This window comes from Gordonia malaquae NBRC 108250 (assembly GCF_000344135.1).
Taxonomy (GTDB): Bacteria; Actinomycetota; Actinomycetes; order Mycobacteriales; family Mycobacteriaceae; genus Gordonia; species Gordonia malaquae.
In genome coordinates, this window is the sequence record NZ_BAOP01000103.1 from 1 (window position 1) to 907 (window position 907).

Consider the following 907-nt stretch of genomic DNA (forward strand, 5'->3'; position numbering starts at 1 on the left):
TGACATCAACCTCTCGGACATCTCCATCGATGGTCGGGACCTGGCGCGGCGTGACGCCGAATCGTTCATTACCGTGTTGAAATCGATCGGAATGATGCCGTGAAGCGCAGCAGCAGCACGCTCATATCGATGGTGGCTTTGGCCGTCGTGTTCGTCGTAGGGCTCGGCTACCTCGTCGTCGGCGTGGCACGCGTCAACCCCACCCGCTCCGAGTACTCGTTAACCGCCTTCATCGACAGCTCAGGCGGTCTACTGGACACGTCGCCGGTGATGGTGCGGGGGATACCCGTCGGAAAGGTGGCCTCCATCAACGTCGTGGATTCGGCACTTAAGGTCGAGATGGCGATCGATTCCGATCACAAGATCCCCCAGGACAGCGTGATGTCGATCCAGAATCTGTCGATCGCGGGGGAACAGTACATCAACTTCGTGCCCGGGGGCACGGCCACCGGCGGGTACTTCGACAACGGAGATGTGGTGCCCGCGGAGGCGGTGCATGTGTCGCAATCGGTGCCCCAGGTGTTGCCGAAGATGGCTGCGGTGGCAGATGGGCTCGACCCGGCTTCGATCGAGTCCATCAACAAGACCGTCGCCGAGGCCGTCGCAGGACGGCAGGGAGACCTTGACATGATCGGCGACATGATGCACCGTCTAGTCGATTTCGTCGGCAAAGATGGGTCCGTCCGGGTGACCGCGGACAACGCCGAGTTCCTGCTCGGCCTCATGTCCAATGTCGGGGACGTCCTCAGTACGGCAGCTGTGCGTACCCCTGACGCCGTGAACGGATTGGCGCGAATTCAGCGGGCGTTCATCGAGTTCACAACCACCTCGTACGACAAGTGGCCTCCCGTGTTGAAGCTTGTGGAAAAGCTCAGTGGCTATATCCAGATCCTGCAGCCTGATCTGG

The 907-nt window shown here is 60.7% G+C and carries 1 protein-coding gene; it reads left to right on the forward strand.

The window, feature by feature from the left end; translation table 11 throughout:
• Positions 1-129: 129 nt before the first annotated feature.
• On the forward strand, positions 130-907 hold a 778-nt coding region (locus GM1_RS21380), incomplete at its 3' end, for an MlaD family protein (RefSeq protein ID WP_008382587.1).